Source organism: Streptomyces sp. NPDC096324 (genome assembly GCF_044763015.1).
In the GTDB taxonomy this organism is placed as follows: Bacteria; Actinomycetota; Actinomycetes; order Streptomycetales; family Streptomycetaceae; genus Streptomyces.
This window is the reverse complement of sequence record NZ_JBIWFK010000005.1, coordinates 659536-672283: the sequence shown is the minus strand read 5'-3', so window position 1 is coordinate 672283 and position 12748 is coordinate 659536. Positions and strand designations below refer to the sequence as shown.

Below are 12748 nucleotides of genomic sequence, written 5' to 3'. Positions count from 1 at the left end.
ACGTCTCCTACAAGCCCTTCACCCGCCCCCTGGACCTCCTGCAGATCCCCTGACCAGCGACGCAGCACGAGCATCAAGACTTTGAATCAGCCCTGGCCGACAGCGCTGGGATGCAGACGTCATCCGGGCCCTCCAGATCCCCGTCCCATGGTCCACGCAGGAACGAGCACGACAATTGATCCAGCAGGGGAAGTGGCGGGCAGCAAGCACTGAGATCACGGAAGCGACGGGCTACGACCGCCGGGATACGAGATGCGTCGTACTCGCCCTGGCGCACGGTTGCGAGGTCCCCACCCCTTGCCGCCTTCGTTGGACTCGGAGGCGACCGACCCCGAACGCCTCTGACATCCACAGGTGACATCAACGACTCCGGACGGAGGCGTACGTCGGCGTCTCTGTCCGCCCTTCGCACCCATGGACGGCAGCAGCGGGAGCGGGCTCGGATCGAACTCCTAAAGCGGCGGTCAGCCAGCTGTACAGCAGCGAAGTACCGCAACCTTCGCGACCAGCCCCGAACGCCATCGCCCCTGGGTGACCATCTGACGTGCCCGGCAGACCTCAGCGACCGCCGTGCCCATAGTTCGCATCGAGGGGGTCAGGCGACGGAAAGCGCGGACGGCCCCAGGGAGATCCCTGGGGCCGTCCGTGGGCCGTCCGAGAGGAACCGGCGACGACAAACAACGACAGACGCCGACAGTCGGACCGCAGGTCAGAGGGCCGTCAGGCCCCGGTGACCGACGCCAGGTACGCGTTCGTCTTCTCCGGGTCGAAGAAGAAGTTCTCGAAGTCGGCCGGGTCGTTGAAGCCGTTGGCGAAGCGGTCGGCCACGGGCGGGAGTTGGCCCGCCGCTCCGATCAGGTTGAGCACGTGCTCCGGCGGGACGCCCAGCATCGCGTTGGTCCACTTGGTGACGTGCTGCGCGGTGTCCCAGTAGCGGTCGAACGTCGCCTGCATCCACTCCTCGTCGAAGGGCTTGTCGCCCTGCTCGACGATCGAGGCGAGGTAGGCGGCGGCGCACTTGGAGGCCGAGTTGGAACCCTGGCCGGTGATCGGGTCGTTGGCCACGACGACGTCGGCGACACCGAGGACCAGTCCGCCGCCGGGGAGACGGCCGATCGGGTTGCGGACGGTGGGGGCGTACCGGCCGGACAACGTGCCGCCCGCGTCGGTGAGTTCGACGTTGGTGGCGCGCGCGTACTCCCAGGGCGTGAACCGCTCCATGAGTTCCAGGGTCAGCGAGAGGTGCTCGGCCGGGTCCTTGACGCCGTTGAAGGCGTCCAGCGGGCCGCCGGGGATGCCCTCCCAGAAGAGGATGTCGGCGCGGCCCGACGTGGTGAGGGTCGGCATGATGAAGAGCTCGCCGACGCCGGGGACCAGGTTGCAGCGGACCGCGTCGTAGTCCGGGTGCTCCGGACGCGGGCCCAGGCCGTGCACGTACGACACCGCGAGGGCGCGCTGCGGCTCGGTGTACGGGGAGCGGGAGGCGTCACGGCCGAACATCGAGACGAGTTCGCCCTTGCCCGCCGAGACCAGGACCAGGTCGTACGCGCGGGAGAAGTAGTCGAGGTCGGAGACCGCGGCACCGTGGATGACCAACTGGCCGCCGCGCTGCGCGAACGTCTCCATCCAGCCGGCCATCTTGACCCGCTGGTCGACCGACTGCGCGTAGCCGTCGAGCTTGCCGACCCAGTCGATGGCGCGCTGCGAGGGGCCCGGGTCGAACGAGCCGGGGACCGCGACGGAGACCCCGAGCCCCTCGATCTTCGGGGCCTGGGTCTCCCAGAAGTTGAGCTGAAGATCGCGCTCGTGCTGGAGCGCCGTGTCGAACATGCACTGCGTCGACATGACCCGGCCGGAACGGATCTCGTCCGCCGTCCGGTTCGACATCAGGGTGACCTCGTACCCCTGCGACTGGAGTCCGAGGGCGAGCTGGAGGCCGGACTGGCCGGCCCCCACGACGAGTATCTTCCGCATGCGGGGTGCTTCTCCTAGGAGTCGGGCGTCCCTATTCGGGGCTGACTTCGAGCGCGTGGCCGACGAGCGCGAGCAGGGTCTCGACGACCGAGATCTTGCGGCGCGCGTCCATGATCATGACAGGTATGTGCGGAGGAACCGTGAGGGCCTCGCGCACATCGTCGGGCTCGAACTCGTCGGTTCCTTCGAAGTGGTTGACGGCGACGACGTACGGCAGCCCGCAGCTCTCGAAGTAGTCGAGCGCCGGGAAGCAGTCCGAGAGGCGGCGGGTGTCGGCGAGGACCACCGCGCCGATCGCGCCGCGCACCAGGTCGTCCCACATGAACCAGAACCGCTGCTGGCCCGGCGTGCCGAAGAGGTAGAGCACCAGGTCGTCGTCGAGCGTGATGCGCCCGAAGTCCATGGCCACGGTGGTGGTCAGCTTGTCCGGCGTACCCGAGAGGTCGTCGGTTTCCTCGCTGGCCTGGGTCATCAGCGCCTCCGTCTGGAGAGGCGTGATCTCCGAGACGGACGTCACGAGCGTGGTCTTGCCGACGCCGAAGCCGCCGGCCACCACGATCTTCGTGGCGATCGGCGCGCGCGTGCGGTCCGTCTGCCAGGCCTGCAGATTCTCCTCATCGTCGAGGAGGGGAGCGACGCCAGGTTCGGCGTCAGAGACGACGGAGTCCACTCAGCACCCTTTCCAGCAGGGCACGGTCGGGCTGTCCCGGTCCGTGGCCTGTTCCGTACACGCGGATCTTTCCCTGATCCGCCAGATCACTCAAGAGCACGCGGACCACTCCCAGCGGCATCCTGAGAAGCGCGGCGATCTCGGCCACCGTACGCATCCGGCGGCAGAGCTCGACGATGGCCCGCATCTCGGGCATGACCCGGGTGGTGAGCGAGCCGTTGGTCAGCTCCTTGCGCGCCTCGGGGGCGTCCAGCGCGGCCACGAACGTCTCGACCAGCAGGACGTGGCCGAAGCGCGTCCGTCCGCCGGTGAGCGAATAGGGGCGCACGCGGGCGGGCTTGCGGTCGCCGCCGCGGACCGGAAGCTTCTTGACGCCGTTCGACACGGTCATCAGGCACTCCCGGGAGCGTCGGCCTCGAGGGATTTTCGGAGCTCGATGCGCAGCTCGGGGGTCAGGACGTGTCCGGCCCGGCCGACGAAGAGCGCCATGTGGTACGCCACCACGCTCATGTCGCAGTCCGCGGAGCCGTGCACGCCGAGCAGCGAACCGTCGCTGATCGCCATGACGAAGAGGCTGCCCTCGTCCATCGCGACCATGGTCTGCTTGACGCCGCCGTTGTCCATCAGCTTGGCGGCGCCGAGGGTGAGGCTGCCGATGCCGGAGACGATGGTGGCGAGGTCGGCCGCGGAGCCCTTGGGTCCGGTCGGCCTGGCGCTGTCGGCCGTCCTCGCCTCGGCGTTGCGGCCGGGGTCGGAGGAGAGCAGCAGCAGGCCGTCGGAGGAGACGACCGCGACCGACTGGAGGCCGGGCACCTCCTCGACGAGATTGGTCAGAAGCCAGTGCAGGTTACGTGCTTCGCTGCTCAGGCCGAAGGTACTGGTCGCGGTCAACTGCTTGCCTCCTCGACGGTGCCCCCAGGTGCTTTCACGTCCTGTGCGCTGGGCTGGTGCCCGGTGGGCGCGGGTCCTGCGGGCACGTGTGCGGGTGTGGGGGCCGGCGGGGTCGGTCCTTCGGGCGTGGGGGTCTCCGCCGTCCGGTCGGCGATCTCGGCCTCCACGTCGCGACGGCCTTCGATCGCACCCCGGTGGAACCCGCCGAGCCTGCGGCGCAGGGCCTCAGCGTCAACGCCGCCCGCGCGGGGCCGCGGGGCGGCGGCGGGGGCGGAGATCTTCGGTGTGCGTTTGGGCAGGCCCTTGTCGGTGAGCCTGGGGTGCTCGTCGGCGACCCGTTCGTCGTCGTCGGAGACCCGTTCGTGGTCGTCGGAGACCCGCTCGTGGTCGTCGGGGCCGATGGCGTACGGGTCGGCGGCCGCCGGATCCACGGGCGTGCCGGCCGGGTGCGGGGCGGCGGCGGTGGCGCCCACGGCGTGGGCGGTGCCGGCGGCGGCGTCCGTGGGTGCCTCGGTGGCGGTCCCGGGTGCCTCAGGCGCCTCGAAGGTGGCCGGGGCGGGCGCGTCGAACGCGTCGGTCGGCTCTTCGGCCGCGGCCGGGGCGGGGGCCTCCGGGGCCAGCTCCGGGAGCAGCAGCTCCATCGTCGTCTCGGAGCTGAGTTCCGGCTCCGGCTCGCGGGGGGCCGGGATCCGGGCGGCCGGCCCGGGCTCGGGGGACGGCGTCGGCTCGGGTGCCGTCTCCGGTTCGGTGACGGATTCCTGAAGGGTCGCCTCGGCCGCCGCGATCAGTGGGTCCTCGGCGTCGGCCGAGGCCGTCACCGAGCCGCGCAGGATCGAACGGCCGCGCAGCACGTTGGAGTTGGCCTCGGCGTCCGCCCCGGGCAGGGCCACCGCGGGGGCGCCGCCGGCCAGCCGGACGGAGGCGGGGACGGTGGACGCCGGTGCGGCGGCGAGCAGCGCCTTCGGGAGGACGACCACGGCGGCCACCCCGCCCTGCTTCTGCTCGCGCAGCTTCACCCGTACGCCGTGCCGGTGGGCGAGCCGGGCCACGACGTACAGGCCGAGGCCGAGGCCTTCGCCGCTCTCCTGGTCGTACGTGTCCTCGGGGTCGAACTCGGAGAGGCGGGCGTTGAGATGCCTCATCCGGTCGTCGGTCATGCCGATGCCCTCGTCCTGCACGGAGAGCATCACGTCACCGCTCTCCAGCAGCCAGCCGGAGACCTCGACGGGTACGTCGGGCGGCGAGAACGAGGTGGCGTTCTCCAGGAGTTCGGCCACCAGGTGGCTGATGTCGTCGGCGGCGTACCCGGCGATGTGCGCGTGCGGGGGCAGCGCGGCGATCCGTACCCGTTCGTACCGTTCGATCTCGCTGACCGAGGCCCGCGCGATGTCGATGAGCGGGACCGGGCCCGCGTGGTGCTGGACGTGCTCGGCGCCCGCGAGGACGAGGAGGTTCTCGCTGTGCCGTCGCATGACGGTGGCGAAGTGGTCGAGCTTGAAGAGGGTGGAGAGGCGGTCCGGGTCCTGCTCGCGCTCCTCCAGGCCCTCGATGACGCCGAGCTGGCGCTCGACGAGGCCGAGGGTGCGCAGCGCGAGGTTCACGAAGGTGCTGTGGATGGTGCCGCGCACCTGCTCCAGGTGGGCGGCCGCCTCGGCGAGTTCGCCGCGCAGCCGGTCGCGCTCGTCGGCCATCTGCTGGCGCTGGCCGATGAGGTGCTTGCGGTCGCCTTCGAGGGTGGCGTTCCGCTCGTGCAGCGTGGTCAGGTGCCGGTGCAGCGCGTTGACGGAGCGGACGACCTGGGCGAACTCGTCGTTGCGGCCGGTGAACTTGACCGGTTCCGCGGCGGCCGGGTCGGCGGCGAGCCGGGCCGAGCCGAGCCGCAGGACGGCGAGCGGCCGGGTGAGGCTGCGGGCCATGGCCGTCGTCATGCCGGCCGCGACGAGCATCAGGACGCCGAGGAGGGTGACGCGCAGCTCCAGCGCGGTGACGTCGTCGTCCCGCAGCTTCGCGAGGTCCTTGGTGCGGTGGTCGTTGAGGGAGGCCTCCGCGCCGCGCATCAGCTCGATCCGGGCGGACAGGGCCGCGTCCAGCTTCTTGGTGTTGGTGCCGAGCGTGGAGTCGGAGAGCGTGGACTGTCCGGTGAGGTTCGTCAGGTACTTCTCCGCGGAGCCGACGTCGGGGCCGGTGACCGTGGAGTCGTACGACGTGGCGGCCTGCTTGGGCGCGGTCTCGCGGAAGTCCGCGATGGCCGCGTCGGAGCGGAGGCGTGCCTGCTGGGCGGCGGCGCTCAGCGCGTCGCGCCGCTTGGTGTCGGCGGCCGACGAGACGTTCGCGGTGCTCGTCAGACCCGTGACCGGGTTGTAGACGCTCTGGGTGGTGTGGGGGACGCCGAGGGCCGCCAGGAGCAGTCCGCGGGCGGCGGCGGACTGCTGGACGGCGGTGTCCAGCTCGGCGAGGGAGTGCGCGCCGGAGCCCGCGCGGGGCGGCATCCGGTCGGCCAGGTCCTCGGCGAGGGCGTGGAGTTCGGCGATGGCGTCGGAGTACGACTGGTGCGCTTCGAGAGCGGTGCTCTTGCCGGTGAGCGCCGCTCGCCTGAGCGTCGCGATGCCGTCGAGGTCCTTGAGCAGGGCGGCGGGGGCGTCCGCGTCCGCGCGCAGCTCGTCGACCTGCCGGTCGACCAGGGCGCTGCGCTTCTCGGAGGGGGCCTTGGCCTGGGGCCTGCCGGCGGCGACGTACGAGGTGACCTCGTCGCGCTCGTCGGCCAGCGCGTGCGCGAGGGTCAGCGCCTGCTGGGTGCGCTCGGCGAGCGTCACCAGGTTCTGGGAGTCGTTCAGTTGCTGTGAGGCGGACAGCACCATGGGCGCGCCGGCTCCGGCGATGGCGGCCGCGACGACCGCCACGGCCACGATCAGCCGGTTGCGTACGTGGGCGGTCCTGCCCCGGCCCGTGGAGTCGGTGGCGTCGCCGACGGCGCCACCCTCTGTGGAGTTGGAGGCCGTCTTCTTGCCTGTGCGCCTCGGCCGCGTCTTCTGCACCGGTGCTCGCATTCCTGACTCGTGTACCCATTTGGGGCCCGGGTGACGTCCCGTCAATCGCGGCGTAAGCCCGGTACGGCTCCCGACCCTCCCAGTGCCGGTGGGCAGTGGTCCCGCATCATCTGACCCGCCACCCGAAGGAGTGAACATCGGAGGGGAGTTGGCGGGCAAGTCTCCCCGGTGCTCGCGACCGGCCCGCACGGCGGGCCGGTTGGACGTCGGGGACGGGCTTTGGCAGTATTCGCCGCCACGCCTTGCCGGAGTCGATCATTCCAGGCCAAACCCGGCGCCCGCACGGCTGAACCGCACGTCGGGCGTTCCCCGGCGTCCTGCCGGAGCCCTTGTGAAGGGCTCGTGCAGACTGGCGGAATGCGCACTGAACTCGTGTCGGAGCCCGGAGACCCGGACCGCCCCAATGAGGACTTCGCATCGGTCGGACTTCCCGCTCCAGGACAAGGCGGTTCCCTGGTCGTGCTCGACGGGGTGACACCGCCCCGGGGTGACGACGGCTGTCTGCATTCGGTCCCCTGGTTCTGCGCACGACTCGGCGGAGCACTGACCGAACTGTCCGTTTCGCAGGGGGATTTGCCCCTGCCGGAGGTCCTGTCCCGGGCGATTCGCCGCGTCGCCGACGCGCACGCCGACACTTGTGACCTTTCTCACCCACGCACGCCCCAGGCAACCGTGGTCCTCGCCCGGTGGTCCGCGTCGCAGGTGGAGTACCTGATCCTCTCGGACTCGGCCCTGCTGGTGGAGTCCCCCGCGGGCGAGGTCACCGCCCTGCTGGACGACCGCCTCTCCCGGCTCCCCCGCGCGTCCCTCGTCTCGGACGCCGTCGCCGACTCCACCGTCCGCAACAAGGAGGGCGGGTTCTTCACGGCGGCCGCGGACCCCTCGGTGGCCTCGCGCGCGGTGACGGGCACGCTCCCCCGGTCCTCGGTCCGTGCCCTGACGGCTCTCACGGACGGAGCGACCCGCTGGGTGGAGCGGTTCCACGCGGGTGACTGGTCCGAGCTGTTCGCGCTGGTGCGCGAGGAGGGCTCGGCCTCGCTCGTCGAGCGCGTACGGCGTCTGGAGCGCGCGGACGCGACGGAGCGGCCGGGGTCGCGGCGCGGCAAGGCGTACGACGACGCGACGGTGGTCTTCGTGGAGCTGGGAGGAGGGCCGGACGGAGCGGCCCGGGAGCCTGAGGGGTTGTGAGCGGCCGACGTGGCGAACGGCCGAAGGGGTGCGAGTGACTGAAAGGGTGCGAGCAGTCGGGGGCGGTGAGTCGAGCCGCCGGGGGAGAGCCGCGACAGCCGGTCGGGCGGGGGCTACTTCTCCATGCCGCGGTTGAGCTGGTTCAGCAGCCGGGCGAGTTCCGCCACCTCGTTCTGGTCCCAGTGGGCGAGCTGGCGGACATAGCGGGCCCGGCGGGCCTCCCGGACACTGGAGACACGGCCGCGGCCCTCGTCGGTGAGGTGGACGAGCCAGGCGCGGCCGTCGGCGGGGTCGGGTTCGCGCGCGACCAGGCCCAGTTCCTCCAGGGCGCGGAGCTGCCGGGACATCGTGGCCTTGCCGACGCCGATGTAGGCGGCGAGTTCCGTGGCGCGCTGGCGGCCGCACTCCTCCAGACGGACGAGGAGGCCGTACGCGGCGGACTCCAGGTCCGGATGCACCTCGCGGGCCATCTCCCCCTGGTTGGCACGGGCGCGGCGCAGGAAAACGGTCAACTCGCGCTCCAGGGACAGGAATTCGCGGTCCCCGACGCCGGCCGTCGCGGGCCGGTCCATACCATTTCCCGACACGCCGGATTCGACCGGACGTCCGCCGTCGTTTCCGCCCTCGTGCACGTCAGCACCCCTGACCCGGTTTCCCGATCCTGAAAGTTTCTGCCAGAACTCACCGTTGCCGCAGCTCCGCCAGTATTTCGCAGGCGTAGACCAACGGCAGCCTCCGGCCCCTCTTCCCACGCCGTCGGCTACGTGCGTAGCTTCTTTATCAGACACCTTTACTGGCATGCGCACGCCACTCCCAGGTCGAGGACGACCTGATCCCCCCGGGGCTCGCATGCCCGCGCTCTCCCCCCACCGAGCTCCGCCGAGCTCCCCCAGGACTCCGGAGCTCCCTCGCCCTTCGGAGGCACGCACATGTCCGTGCACAGATCCGGAACGGCCCGCCGCCTGCGCGTGCTCGCGGCCGGAACCCTGCTCGCCGCCTTCTCCCTCCTCTCCACCCTCCCCTCCTCCGCCGCCGACGTCCCCGCCCGGGGCACCGCCCGGATGGGCATGGGAGTCATCGCCCACGACGGTCAGGGCGGCACCCCGACCACCGGTGACGCCACGCAGACGGAAGGGGTCGACGTCGCCGGGTACCAGGGCAACGTCGCCTGGTCGACGCTGTGGAACAGCGGGGTCAGATGGGCCTACACCAAGGCGAGCGAGGGGACGTACTACACGAACCCGTACTTCGCCCAGCAGTACAACGGCGCCTACAACATCGGCATGATCCGCGGGTCGTACCACTTCGCGACCCCGGACACCACGACGGGCGCCACCCAGGCCAACTACTTCGTCGACCACGGCGGCGGCTGGTCGGGCGACGGCAGGACACTGCCGGGCACGCTCGACATCGAGTGGAACCCGTACGGGGCCGCCTGCTACGGCAAGACCCAGAGCGCGATGGTGAGCTGGATCAGCGGCTTCCTCACCCAGTACAGGGCCCGGACCGGCCGTGACGCGGTGATCTACACGGCCGCGAGCTGGTGGACGCAGTGCACCGGCAACTACGGAGGCTTCGCCTCCGCCAGCCCTCTGTGGATCGCGCGGTACGCCTCCGATCCGGGGACGCTCCCGGCGGGCTGGGACTACTACACGATCTGGCAGTACACGTCGTCGGGACCGACGGTCGGGGACCACGACAAGTTCAACGGGGCACTCGACCGGGTGCAGGCACTGGCCAACGGCTGAGAGACACCTGCCGTACGGCACGGCGGCCGGCCCGGAGCCGGCCGCCGGTCGTACGGCGAAGGTGCTCGACGTGCCGGCACGCGGCACGGCGAAGGCCCGGGCCTCCCTCACGGGACCCGGGCCCTCCCTTCCGGCAGCCTCCGTCACGCGGCTACCGGAACCTCCGGCACGGCGCCGTTCGTCGCCGGCGCCAGTGCCAGCTCCAGGACCTGGCGGACGTCCGTGACGGTGTGGACGTCGAGCTTCTCCAGGACCTCGGCCGGGACGTCGTCCAGATCGGCCTCGTTGCGCTTGGGGATGATCACGGTCGTGACACCCGCCCGGTGCGCGGCGAGCAGCTTCTGCTTCACCCCGCCGATCGGCAGGACCCGCCCGGTCAGCGAGACCTCACCGGTCATGGCGACGTCCGTGCGGACCTGCCGGCCCGACAGCAGCGAGGCCAGGGCGGTCGTCATGGTGACACCCGCGCTCGGACCGTCCTTCGGGACCGCGCCCGCCGGGAAGTGGATGTGCGCTCCCCGGTCCTTCAGGTCGCCGACGGGCAGTTCGAGCTCCGCGCCGTGCGAGCGCAGGAAGGAGAGCGCGATCTGCGCCGACTCCTTCATCACGTCACCGAGCTGGCCCGTGAGGGTCAGTCCGGCCGCGCCCGTCTCCGGGTCGGCCAGCGACGCCTCCACGTAGAGGACGTCACCGCCCGCGCCGGTGACCGCCAGGCCGGTGGCGACACCGGGCACCGCCGTGCGGCGCTCGGCCGGATCCTGCGCCGACTCGGGCACGTGGTGCGGGCGCCCGATGAGCTCGCGCAGATCGGCGTCGGACACCGTGAACGGCAGCTCCCTGCGGCCCAGTTCGTGCTGGGCGGCGACCTTGCGCAGCAGCCGGGCGATGCCCCGCTCCAGGTTCCGTACGCCCGCTTCCCGGGTGTACTCCCCCGCGAGCTTGCGCAGCGCGCTCTCGTCGAGGACGACCTCGTCCTTCTCCAGGCCCGCTCGCTCGAGCTGACGCGGCAGCAGGTGGTCCCGGGCGATGACGACCTTCTCGTCCTCGGTGTAGCCGTCGAGGCGGACCAGCTCCATACGGTCGAGCAGGGCCTCCGGGATGGCCTCCAGGACGTTGGCGGTGGCGAGGAACACCACGTCGGAGAGGTCGAGTTCGACCTCCAGGTAGTGGTCGCGGAAGGTGTGGTTCTGCGCCGGGTCGAGGACTTCGAGCAGCGCCGCCGCCGGGTCGCCCCGGAAGTCGGAGCCGACCTTGTCGATCTCGTCGAGCAGGACCACCGGGTTCATCGACCCGGCCTCCTTGATGGCGCGGACGATCCGGCCGGGCAGCGCGCCCACGTACGTACGGCGGTGTCCGCGGATCTCGGCCTCGTCCCGGACGCCGCCGAGGGCGACGCGGACGAACTTGCGGCCCATGGCGTGCGCGACGGACTCGCCGAGCGAGGTCTTGCCGACGCCGGGCGGGCCGACTAGCGCGAGCACGGCGCCACCGCGCCGGCCGCCGACGACTCCGAGACCGCGCTCGGAACGCCGCTTGCGCACCGCCAGGTACTCGGTGATGCGCTCCTTCACGTCCTCCAGACCGGCGTGCTCGGCGTCGAGCACGGCCTGGGCGCCCCTGATGTCGTACGCGTCCTCGGTCCGTTCGTTCCACGGCAGTTCCAGGACGGTGTCGAGCCAGGTCCGGATCCAGCTTCCCTCGGGCGACTGGTCACTGGAGCGCTCCAGCTTCTCGACCTCCTTGAGGGCGGCCTCGCGGACGCTCTCGGGAAGGTCGGCGACCTCGACACGGGCGCGGTAGTCGTCGGACTCGTCCTCGCCGTCCTCTCCCTTGAGGTCGCGCAGCTCCTTGCGTACGGCTTCGAGCTGGCGGCGCAGCAGGAACTCGCGCTGCTGCTTGTCGACGCCCTCCTGGACGTCCTTGGCGATGGACTCGGCGACGTCCTGCTCGGCGAGGTGCTCGCGGAGGTGCTCGGTGGCGAGCTTGAGCCGGGCCACCGGATCAGCGGTCTCCAGCAGTTCGACCTTCTGCTCCACGGTGAGGAACGGTGAGTAACCGGAATTGTCGGCAAGGGCGGAGACGTCGTCGATCTGCTGCACCCTGTCCACGACCTGCCAGGCGGCGCGCTTGCGCAGCCAGCTCGTCGCCAGGGCCTTGTATTCCTTCACCAGGTCGGTGACCCGGCCGGGCAAGGGGTCGGGCACGGTCTCCTCGACGCGGGTGCCCTCGACCCACAGCGCGGCACCGGGACCGGTGGTCCCCGCGCCCACCCTCACGCGCCCACGCCCTCGGATCAGCGCTCCCGGGTCGCCGTCGGCCAGCCGGCCGACCTGCTCGACCGTGCCGAGCACGCCGGTGCTCGCGTAGGTCCCGTCGATGCGTGGCACCAGGAGTACCTGAGGCTTTCCCGGCGTTGAACGGGCGGCGGCCTGAGCGGCCTCCACCGCGGCACGCACGTCGGTGTCGTTCAGATCCAGCGGCACCACCATTCCGGGCAGCACGACCTCGTCATCGAGCGGCAGCACGGGCAGGGTGAGTGATGTGGACGTCGAAGCCATGATCTCCCCTTCGGCAGTCAAGTTGAGTTATGTCGACTCAATGCACGGGGCCCACGCAATGTTCCCCGGGGGGCGTTCGCTGTGAGCGATCAGCTTCGGGCCGCTGATCCGCGGGCCGGCGTCCGGGCCTCGTGGCCGTCGCGGACGTCGTCCGGGATGCGGGGTGGCCGTCCGGCTCGGATCGTGGAGTCATGAACCATCACCTCGCCCAGAGCAAGCTCGAGATCGACACCCGGCTCGTCACGACCGGTGCCGTGCTGACCGCCGCCGGTGCCCTGGTGGCGTGCACCGGAATGGTCATCGCGGCCGCCGCCGTGTTCAGCGCGGGCCGGCGCATGATCCGCGCCATGGATGTGCCTCCGTCGCAGGTGGCGGCCATCAAGTGGCGGCAGGCCAAGGAGGCCTCCCTGGCGGGCATGCAGGCATGGCAGTCCGCGACCGACGCCCGGAACGGGGCGCCCATCCGCTAGCCGGCGCTCCCCCGGCCCCCCTCGGCCCTCGCTCCGATGGCTCAACGGGTCGCTTCTTGTCCGCTCCAGTGCTCCGGGGCGGGGAAGCGACCCATGAGCCGGTCGGAGCGGGGCCCGGCCGAGGCGCGACCCGGTCGAGGCGTGGCCCGGTCGAGAGGCGCGTCAATCTCGTGCGGCCCGCCGTCACCCGGGGCCGGGGAGC

The 12748-nt window shown here is 71.3% G+C and carries 10 protein-coding genes; 3 read left to right on the top strand and 7 right to left on the bottom strand.

The window, feature by feature from the left end:
• Nucleotides 1–720: 720 nt before the first annotated feature.
• The 5 genes from ACIQ7M_RS17085 to ACIQ7M_RS17065 are packed head-to-tail and all read right to left on the bottom strand — an operon-like array spanning nt 721 to nt 6570.
• Entirely contained in the window at nt 721–1974 is a 1254-nt protein-coding gene (locus ACIQ7M_RS17085; RefSeq protein ID WP_355764774.1) for a styrene monooxygenase/indole monooxygenase family protein, read from the bottom strand.
• A 31-nt stretch (nt 1975–2005) separates the two neighbouring features.
• Nucleotides 2006–2644, bottom strand: a complete 639-nt coding sequence (locus ACIQ7M_RS17080) for an ATP/GTP-binding protein (RefSeq protein ID WP_355764777.1) — start codon at nt 2642–2644, stop codon at nt 2006–2008.
• Nucleotides 2625–3035: a DUF742 domain-containing protein gene (locus ACIQ7M_RS17075; protein WP_355764780.1), complete on the bottom strand. Its 411-nt coding sequence runs from the start codon at nt 3033–3035 to the stop codon at nt 2625–2627. Before ACIQ7M_RS17075 ends, ACIQ7M_RS17080 begins: the two co-directional genes overlap by 20 nt.
• Nucleotides 3035–3535 carry a roadblock/LC7 domain-containing protein gene (locus ACIQ7M_RS17070; protein WP_355764783.1) on the bottom strand — a complete coding sequence of 167 codons (501 nt, stop codon included), beginning with the start codon at nt 3533–3535 and terminating at the stop codon, nt 3035–3037. Before ACIQ7M_RS17070 ends, ACIQ7M_RS17075 begins: the two co-directional genes overlap by 1 nt.
• The gene (locus tag ACIQ7M_RS17065; protein ID WP_403644511.1) at nt 3532–6570 is read right to left on the bottom strand and encodes a nitrate- and nitrite sensing domain-containing protein; all 3039 of its coding nucleotides are present in this window, start codon (nt 6568–6570) and stop codon (nt 3532–3534) included. Before ACIQ7M_RS17065 ends, ACIQ7M_RS17070 begins: the two co-directional genes overlap by 4 nt.
• 369 nt (nt 6571–6939) lie before the next feature.
• Here ACIQ7M_RS17065 and ACIQ7M_RS17060 point away from each other — a divergent pair, with 369 nt between their 5' ends.
• Nucleotides 6940–7770: a protein phosphatase 2C domain-containing protein gene (locus ACIQ7M_RS17060; RefSeq protein WP_403644508.1), complete on the top strand. Its 831-nt coding sequence runs from the start codon at nt 6940–6942 to the stop codon at nt 7768–7770.
• A gap of 113 nt (nt 7771–7883) precedes the next feature.
• Here ACIQ7M_RS17060 and ACIQ7M_RS17055 read toward each other — a convergent pair whose 3' ends face one another.
• The gene (locus ACIQ7M_RS17055; protein ID WP_403644505.1) at nt 7884–8402 is read right to left on the bottom strand and encodes a MarR family winged helix-turn-helix transcriptional regulator; all 519 of its coding nucleotides are present in this window, start codon (nt 8400–8402) and stop codon (nt 7884–7886) included.
• A 297-nt stretch (nt 8403–8699) separates the two neighbouring features.
• Here ACIQ7M_RS17055 and ACIQ7M_RS17050 point away from each other — a divergent pair, with 297 nt between their 5' ends.
• The gene (locus ACIQ7M_RS17050; protein WP_355764795.1) at nt 8700–9518 is read left to right on the top strand and encodes a lysozyme; all 819 of its coding nucleotides are present in this window, start codon (nt 8700–8702) and stop codon (nt 9516–9518) included.
• Nucleotides 9519–9661: 143 nt separating this feature from the next.
• On the opposite strand, the gene lon is transcribed toward ACIQ7M_RS17050, so the two are convergent.
• Nucleotides 9662–12076 (bottom strand): endopeptidase La, encoded by a 2415-nt coding sequence (gene lon, locus ACIQ7M_RS17045; protein ID WP_403644501.1) that lies wholly within the window; start codon nt 12074–12076, stop codon nt 9662–9664.
• Nucleotides 12077–12267: 191 nt separating this feature from the next.
• Here lon and ACIQ7M_RS17040 point away from each other — a divergent pair, with 191 nt between their 5' ends.
• Nucleotides 12268–12546, top strand: a complete 279-nt coding sequence (locus tag ACIQ7M_RS17040; protein ID WP_355773513.1) for a hypothetical protein — start codon at nt 12268–12270, stop codon at nt 12544–12546.
• Nucleotides 12547–12748 lie beyond the last annotated feature (202 nt).

What these genes read in the sequence shown, in the direction of transcription:
- lon (WP_403644501.1), bottom strand. Translation starts at nt 12,076, where the DNA reads ATGGCTTCGACGTCCACATCACTCACCCTGCCCGTGCTGCCGCTCGAT.
- ACIQ7M_RS17075 (WP_355764780.1), bottom strand. Translation starts at nt 3,035, where the DNA reads ATGACCGTGTCGAACGGCGTCAAGAAGCTTCCGGTCCGCGGCGGCGAC.
- ACIQ7M_RS17085 (WP_355764774.1), bottom strand. Translation starts at nt 1,974, where the DNA reads ATGCGGAAGATACTCGTCGTGGGGGCCGGCCAGTCCGGCCTCCAGCTC.
- ACIQ7M_RS17060 (WP_403644508.1), top strand. Translation starts at nt 6,940, where the DNA reads ATGCGCACTGAACTCGTGTCGGAGCCCGGAGACCCGGACCGCCCCAAT.
- ACIQ7M_RS17040 (WP_355773513.1), top strand. Translation starts at nt 12,268, where the DNA reads ATGAACCATCACCTCGCCCAGAGCAAGCTCGAGATCGACACCCGGCTC.
- ACIQ7M_RS17050 (WP_355764795.1), top strand. Translation starts at nt 8,700, where the DNA reads ATGTCCGTGCACAGATCCGGAACGGCCCGCCGCCTGCGCGTGCTCGCG.